This window comes from Acinetobacter sp. V89_4 (assembly GCF_029967875.1).
Lineage (GTDB): Bacteria > Pseudomonadota > Gammaproteobacteria > Pseudomonadales > Moraxellaceae > Acinetobacter > Acinetobacter oleivorans.
Map to the genome: position 1 here is coordinate 67,078 of NZ_JASCAI010000024.1, position 6,700 is coordinate 73,777.

General features: G+C 41.8%; 7 protein-coding genes. 3 read left to right on the forward strand and 4 right to left on the reverse strand.

What is annotated here, in order from left to right; all coding sequences use genetic code 11:
- The 3 genes from QLG01_RS10775 to QLG01_RS10785 are packed head-to-tail and all read left to right on the forward strand — an operon-like array spanning position 1 to position 1,217.
- Positions 1 to 528 (forward strand): Na+/H+ antiporter subunit E, encoded by a 528-nt coding sequence (locus QLG01_RS10775; RefSeq protein ID WP_005301847.1) that lies wholly within the window; start codon positions 1 to 3, stop codon positions 526 to 528.
- Complete coding sequence (locus QLG01_RS10780) at positions 525 to 800, forward strand: monovalent cation/H+ antiporter subunit F (protein ID WP_004795001.1); 276 nt, start codon at positions 525 to 527, stop codon at positions 798 to 800. Before QLG01_RS10775 ends, QLG01_RS10780 begins: the two co-directional genes overlap by 4 nt.
- A gap of 12 nt (positions 801 to 812) precedes the next feature.
- On the forward strand, positions 813 to 1,217 hold the full coding sequence (locus tag QLG01_RS10785; protein WP_151766785.1) for a Na+/H+ antiporter subunit G: 405 nt from the start codon (positions 813 to 815) through the stop codon (positions 1,215 to 1,217).
- Between the two features lie 54 nt (positions 1,218 to 1,271).
- Here QLG01_RS10785 and QLG01_RS10790 read toward each other — a convergent pair whose 3' ends face one another.
- From QLG01_RS10790 to rimP, 4 genes are read right to left on the reverse strand one after another with little or no spacing between them, the layout of a single operon-like run.
- Positions 1,272 to 1,673, reverse strand: coding sequence for a ribosome-binding factor A (locus QLG01_RS10790; protein WP_005301838.1), 402 nt, complete (start codon positions 1,671 to 1,673; stop codon positions 1,272 to 1,274).
- The gene (gene infB / locus QLG01_RS10795) at positions 1,673 to 4,372 is read right to left on the reverse strand and encodes a translation initiation factor IF-2 (protein WP_005301836.1); all 2,700 of its coding nucleotides are present in this window, start codon (positions 4,370 to 4,372) and stop codon (positions 1,673 to 1,675) included. The genes QLG01_RS10790 and infB overlap by 1 nt, the downstream gene beginning before the upstream one ends.
- Before the next feature lie 10 nt (positions 4,373 to 4,382).
- Positions 4,383 to 5,867, reverse strand: coding sequence for a transcription termination factor NusA (nusA, locus tag QLG01_RS10800; protein ID WP_003654584.1), 1,485 nt, complete (start codon positions 5,865 to 5,867; stop codon positions 4,383 to 4,385).
- Positions 5,868 to 5,903: 36 nt separating this feature from the next.
- A complete protein-coding gene (gene rimP / locus QLG01_RS10805; protein ID WP_004795010.1) occupies positions 5,904 to 6,431 on the reverse strand; it encodes a ribosome maturation factor RimP in 528 nt (175 codons plus the stop codon).
- Positions 6,432 to 6,700: the final 269 nt, after the last annotated feature.

Below are 6,700 nucleotides of genomic sequence, written 5' to 3' on the forward strand. Positions count from 1 at the left end.
ATGCAGTTATCTCATTTGCTTGAACGCTGGTTTCCACATCCATTTGTTTCCGTTCTTATCATTTTATTTTGGCTGATGCTGTCACATAGCCTTGATGCTAGTGACATTCTGACGGCAGTACTGTTGGGTTTAATTATTCCTCGTTTAGTTAAACCGTTTATCACCCGTACACCGCATATTCACTGGAAACCAGCTATTAAATTATGCTTTGTGGTTCTTTGGGATATTGTTATTTCTAACTTTCGAGTGGCAAAACTCGTTTTAGGACCTACCAAAAATTTACATCCTAAATGGTATCGTGTGCCATTAGAAACGGAACATGAGCAGGTTAATACCTTACTGGCAATGATCATCACGACAACACCAGGTACGGTTTCTGCGGGTATTGATCAGGAACGCGGAGATATTCTGGTTCATGCTTTGAGCACAGATAATACGGAATCTGATATTGAAGACATCAAACAACGTTATGAAATTCCACTTATGGAAATTTTTGATGTAAAAAGCAAAACGGAGGCAAGTGCATGACCATCCTACCCTATGCTCTAGGTATTAGCTCAATTGCCATTACCATCTCTATGCTACTTTGCCTCTTCAGATTGGTCATAGGCCCATCAATTGTAGATCGGCTTTTAGCACTCGATACTCTCTTCTTAAATGCAACTTGCCTCATTGTTGTTTTAGGCATTTATTGGATGACGACCTCTTTATTTGAAGGAGCCCTACTGGTTGCGATGCTAGGTTTCGTATCTACAGCAGCCTTAGCACGTTACTTCACAACCGGTCATGTAATCGATTAAGGAGAGATCAAAATGCAGTTCGTAATGGAAATTATTGTTTCGGTCTTTCTGGTTTTTGGCGCTTTCTTTATGTTGGTCGGCTCGATTGGTATGGTGCGCTTGCCTGACTTATTCATGCGCTTACATGCACCCACAAAATCGAGTACGTTAGGATTAGGCAGTTTTTTGATTGCGTCTATGAGCTTTTTTGCTTTTCAAGGCCGCTTTGGTTTTGCCGAGCTACTGATCACACTTTTAGCTTTTATCACCGCACCAGTTTCAGCAAATTTAATTGCTCAAGCTGCGCTACATTTACGTTTGCGCTCATTGAGTGGAGAAGTTCCTGAGTCAATTGAACGTCCCTTGCCGTGGGACCGTTATAAAATTGGACAGCGTTTCTCGCAAAATAAACCACCTATGGACCCTCCTAAAGACTAGGAAAAAGTCCACCAATAAAAAAGCCACCCGAAGGTGGCTTTTTTATTTTTTATATTACTGTTCTTCGTCTGAATCGCGTTTCGGTAAATCATTTACCGCTTTTTCGATCAAACCAAACATATAGTTACCATAAGCATTCGTCTTGTCATAATGGAAACGCAATCTTGGCGTAATACGTGTCTTGATACGACGGCTCAATTCATGACGCAAGAAACCAGAAGCTTTATTTAATACATCTAAAGTTTCTTTATTTGCTGCTTCACTTTGCTCATCGCCAAGCTCACGTCCCATTACGGTGACATAAACTTCAGCATAACCCATGTCTGCACTGACTTTCACCGCAGAGATGGTCACTAGACCACCTAAGCGAGGATCTTTAAGCTCTTGACGAATCAGCTCAGACAACTCTCGTTGAACTGAATCCGCCATGCGCTTTAAGCGTTGGCTACCCGCCATTAAAGACTCCGTTTAATCAATTGAACATCATAGACTTCAATTTTATCTTTCACTTTGATGTCTTTATAACCTTTCACCGCAAGACCACATTCCATACCGGCACGAACTTCTTCAACCACTTCTTTATAACGACGAAGAGATTCAAGCTCACCTTGGAACACAACCACGTCATCACGTAATACGCGAATCGGTTTATTACGATGCAATACACCTTCAAGTACCATACAGCCTGCTGCTGCACCAAACTTACTTGAGTGGAATACTTCACGTACTTCAGCAACACCCAAGATAGTTTCACGATGTTCAGGAGCAAGTTTACCGCTCATGGCATCTTTCACATCATCAATTAATTCATAGATGATGCTGTAGTAACGAATATCGATACCGTCTTGGTCACTTCTCTGACGAGCAGTCGTATCAGCACGAACGTTAAAGCCTAACAATACAGCTTCTGAAGATTCAGCAAGAATCACATCAGACTCAGTAATCGCACCAACACCCGAACTAATTACACGAACTTTTACTTCATCAGTAGATAATTCATGTAAAGCTGCATTCAATGCTTCTAAAGTACCACGTACGTCCGTTCTTAAAACAACGTTCACTGTAGGAACATCTTTTTTGCCCATTGACGACATGATATTTTCAAGACGCATTGCGCTTTGACGATCAATACGTTTTTGACGTTCACGGTCAGCACGAGCATCAGCAACTTCACGCGCTTTCTTCTCGTCATTTACAACAAGAACTTCATCACCTGCCATTGGAGCATCTGGAAGACCCAGAATTTCTACTGGAATAGATGGTCCTGCTGATTTAATCGGCTTACCATTTTCATCAGACATTGCACGGACACGACCATATGACGAACCTGCAAGAACAAGGTCACCAATGTTTAATGTACCGTTTTGAACAAGAATAGAAGTTACTGCACCACGGCCTTTATCAACACGCGCTTCAATAACAACACCTTGTGCAGCACCTTCAGCAGATGCTTTTAATTCCATCAATTCTGATTGAATAAGAATTAAATCAAGGAGTTCATCAATACCTTGTCCACTGTGTGCAGAAACCTTAGCAATCGGAACATCACCACCCCATTCTTCTGGAACGATTTGTTTCGTTGTTAATTCATTTAACACACGGTCTGGATCAGCAGATTCTTTATCCATTTTGTTGATTGCAACAATAATTGGAGTTCCTGCTGCACGCGCATGGTCAATTGCTTCTGCAGTTTGTGGCATTACACCGTCATCTGCCGCAACAACCAATACAACGATATCCGTTGCTTTAGCACCACGTGCACGCATTGAAGTAAATGCAGCATGTCCCGGTGTATCAAGGAATGTAATGATTCCTTTGTCTGTTTCAACGTGATATGCACCAATATGCTGGGTAATACCACCTGCTTCACCTGCCGCCACTTTCGAACGACGGATACGGTCAAGCAATGATGTTTTACCATGGTCAACGTGACCCATAATGGTAACAACTGGCGGACGAGTTGTTTGCTCACCACGAGCTTCTTCAGCCGCTTCAAGCAAGTTATCTTCCGCTTGAGTATCAGAAACTAAAACAGGGTTATGGCCCATTTCTTCAACAACAAGTGCTGCTGTATCTTGGTCAATAGCTTGTTCCTGATTAACCAACTCACCCATTTTCATAAGTGTTTTGATAACTTCACGTACTTTAATCGCCATTTTTTGAGCAAGATCAGCAACAACAATGCTTGAACCGATTTCTACATCATAAACTTGCTTTTTAACTGGTTTTTCAAATCCATGCTTATTAGCTTGGCTTGATTTTAAACCACGTTTGTTATGGTTAACAAAGCTTTGCTCTTCTTGACCACGACGACCACCTTTTTTACCCGCACGAGGGTTAGTAGTTGCGCCACCGCGTTTAATTTCACGGTCTTCTTGCTTGAATGAATCTTCATAAGCTTGGCCTACTAGACCTGAAGCAAGTGGAGAATCATCAATCACACGAATTGTGGTAGTAGCTTCGTCACTTGAATACTTAGACGCCATTTTGCGCATTTGTTCAAGTGTACGTTGCTGAGCTTCTTCAGCCGCTTTACGACGCGCAGCTTCTTCAGTTGCTTTCAACTGAGCTGTTTGTGCTTCACGTGCTTTCTTTTGCTCTAATGTTTCTGCTGGTTTTGGTGCAGGTTTTACTGTACCACCACCACGTTTTTTCACTACTACAGCAGCTTTAGGAGCTGTCTGAGCAGCGCTATCTTGTTGATGAGCAGCACGCATCGCATCTAAAGTTGCTTTTGCTTTTTGCTCTGTTTGAAGACGCGCGTTTTGCTGTGCAGTGTCACGCGTTTGCTGTTCTACACGTGCTTTAGCTTCAGCTTCTGCACGTGCTTTAGCTTCAGCTGCAATTTGTTCAGGGTTTGGTTTAGCAAAAACCTGTTTTTTACGTACTTCTACGTTAATTGTTTTTGCTTTACCTGAAGTACTTGCAACTTTAGCGGTACTGGTTGTTTTACGTTTCAACGCAATTTTTCCTGTGTTACCACTTTCCTGACCATGCACTTTTTTCAAATGATTGACTAAAGTATCCTGTTGTTCAGTGGTAATAATGTCGTCTGCTGTACGTTGAGGCAAACCTGCTTCACGAGCCTGTTCTAGGAGCTTCTCAACAGGACGTTCTACACTGAGAGCTAACTCTTTAATCGACTTGTCCGTCATATTTCATCTCCTAGTTAAACCATGATTCGCGAGCTTTCATGATCAATTGACCTGCTTTTTCATGATCAAGTCCTTCAATATCAGAGATATCGTCAGTAGCTTGATCTGCCAAATCATCGACAGTAATAATACCGCGAGCGGCAAGCGAGTAAGCGATCTCAGAAGTCATGCCTTCCATAGTGAGAAGGTCTGCGCTCGGTTCTTGAATATTTTCTTGCTGTTTCAAAGCATCAGTAAGTGCTGCTTCTTTTGCACGACTTTGCAATAACTCAACCAATTCAGCATCAAGCTCAATTTCGTCAAAAGTTTCAGCTGGAACATAAGCAATCTCTTCTAAAGAGGTAAAGCCCATTTCCACCAATGCCATTGCTAAATCTTCTTCAATATCGAGACGTGATACAAACATATCAAGATATTGCTGAGCTTCATTTTGCTGACGAGCACGATACTCTTCTTCAAGCATCATGTCGAGTTTGTAGCCAGTTAAATCAGAAGCCAAGCGAACATTTTGGCCTTGTGAGCCAATCGCGCGAGCCAATTGATCGCTGGTTGCAAAAATAATATCGGCACTTCTTGCATCTTCATCAAGCACGATGCCTGAAACATCAGCTGGTTCTAATGCACTTGCAATGTACTGAGCTGGATCATCAGACCAGACCACTACATCAATACGTTCACCGTTTAACTCTTGTTGTACCGCTTGAATACGCGTACCACGCATACCAATACATGCACCTACAGGGTCAATACGATGGTCATTTGTTTTCACTGCAATTTTAGCACGAACGCCTGGTTGACGTGCCGCTGCTTTAATTTCAATAATTTCTTCAGAAATCTCAGGAATTTCTTTTTTCATTAAAGCAATTAACATTTCAGGCTTAGCACGTGATAACAACAGCTGAGCGCCACGACCTTCACGGTTCACATTGTATAAAATAGCGTTCATACGTTGTTTCGGGCGAAGAATTTCTTTAGGAATCATTTCTTCGCGCGCAAGATAAGCTTCAGCATTGTCGCCTAAATCGATAATAAAGCCGTCTTTGGTTTGTTTTTTCACTTCACCGTAAATTAACTCACCAACTTTAGACTCGTATGCATCAGCAACTAAAGCACGCTCAGCTTCACGAATTTTTTGTACGATAACTTGTTTTGCAATTTGTGCAGCGATACGACCAAACTCAATAGATTCTACTTCGAGTTCACGAACATCACCAATTGACCATTTAGATGGGTCAAGGTCAGAAATCGCATCTTGGCAAGCTGGCATTTCATGATCTTCATCTGCCACAACAGTCCATTGACGGAATGTGCTGTAATCACCAGTTTTACGATCAATTTCTACACGAAGCTGAGCTTCTTCAGCATGCGTACCTTCGTAAAATCTTTTCTTCGTTGCAGCAACTAGAGCTTGTTCTAAAGCCTCGAAGATCGCTTCACGACTAACACCTTTTTCATTACTAACCGTTTCAACAACGGTAAGAATTTCGCGGCCCATAAGTCACCTACCGATTTCTTATAAAATTTAATAAATTTAATCTTGATAGATCAAGTTTGCTTTATCGATATTGTTGCTGTCGATCTCAAGCACGTGCTTCCCATCAACTTCAACCTGAATTTCTTCATTTTCAAGGTCTACTGCAATAAGCTTTGCTTGAAATTTACGACGGTTTTCTACTGCTGCAATCAAACGCAAAGCAATTTGTTGTCCGATGTAGCCTTGTAACTGTTCTAGTTGAAAAAATGGACGATCCCAACCTGGTGAAGAAACTTCTAATGAATACTCACCTGAAATTGGATCATGAACATCCAGCATTGCGCCAACTTGTTGTGTTACACGCACACAATCTTGTACACCAATACCACGGCCTAGTTCTACTTCACCATCTTCATTAAGTACTGGCTCAGCATCTTCTTCACTTACCGCTTTGTCGATATAAATACGCAATAATGAACGTTTACCTTGTGGGAGAAACTCGATTCCCCAAAGGTCGACACCACATGCTTGTACTGCAGGAACAATTAAGTCATGCAATGCTTGGGATTTATTTGATAATTTCATTTACTCTCGTCATTCTCGTGCGATTCAATCGGTTGTTTTAACCGACACAGACCTACTATAGTGAAGCATGACTATTTGACCAATTGATGTCGAAACTACACGATAGCGATACGATAACCAATAAAAAAGGGCGTTAATCGCCCCTATGTAGCACAGAAAACAATAGTCCACTGTGCAAAAAGGCCCACTTGTCTGTGAGCCTCTTTTAAGAAACTTGGTAGCGGGAGCTGGATTTGAACCAACGACCTTCGGGTTATGAGCCCGACGAG

What these genes read in the sequence shown, in the direction of transcription:
- nusA (WP_003654584.1), bottom strand. Translation starts at nt 5,867, where the DNA reads ATGGGCCGCGAAATTCTTACCGTTGTTGAAACGGTTAGTAATGAAAAA.
- QLG01_RS10780 (WP_004795001.1), top strand. Translation starts at nt 525, where the DNA reads ATGACCATCCTACCCTATGCTCTAGGTATTAGCTCAATTGCCATTACC.
- QLG01_RS10790 (WP_005301838.1), bottom strand. Translation starts at nt 1,673, where the DNA reads ATGGCGGGTAGCCAACGCTTAAAGCGCATGGCGGATTCAGTTCAACGA.
- rimP (WP_004795010.1), bottom strand. Translation starts at nt 6,431, where the DNA reads ATGAAATTATCAAATAAATCCCAAGCATTGCATGACTTAATTGTTCCT.
- infB (WP_005301836.1), bottom strand. Translation starts at nt 4,372, where the DNA reads ATGACGGACAAGTCGATTAAAGAGTTAGCTCTCAGTGTAGAACGTCCT.
- QLG01_RS10775 (WP_005301847.1), top strand. Translation starts at nt 1, where the DNA reads ATGCAGTTATCTCATTTGCTTGAACGCTGGTTTCCACATCCATTTGTT.
- QLG01_RS10785 (WP_151766785.1), top strand. Translation starts at nt 813, where the DNA reads ATGCAGTTCGTAATGGAAATTATTGTTTCGGTCTTTCTGGTTTTTGGC.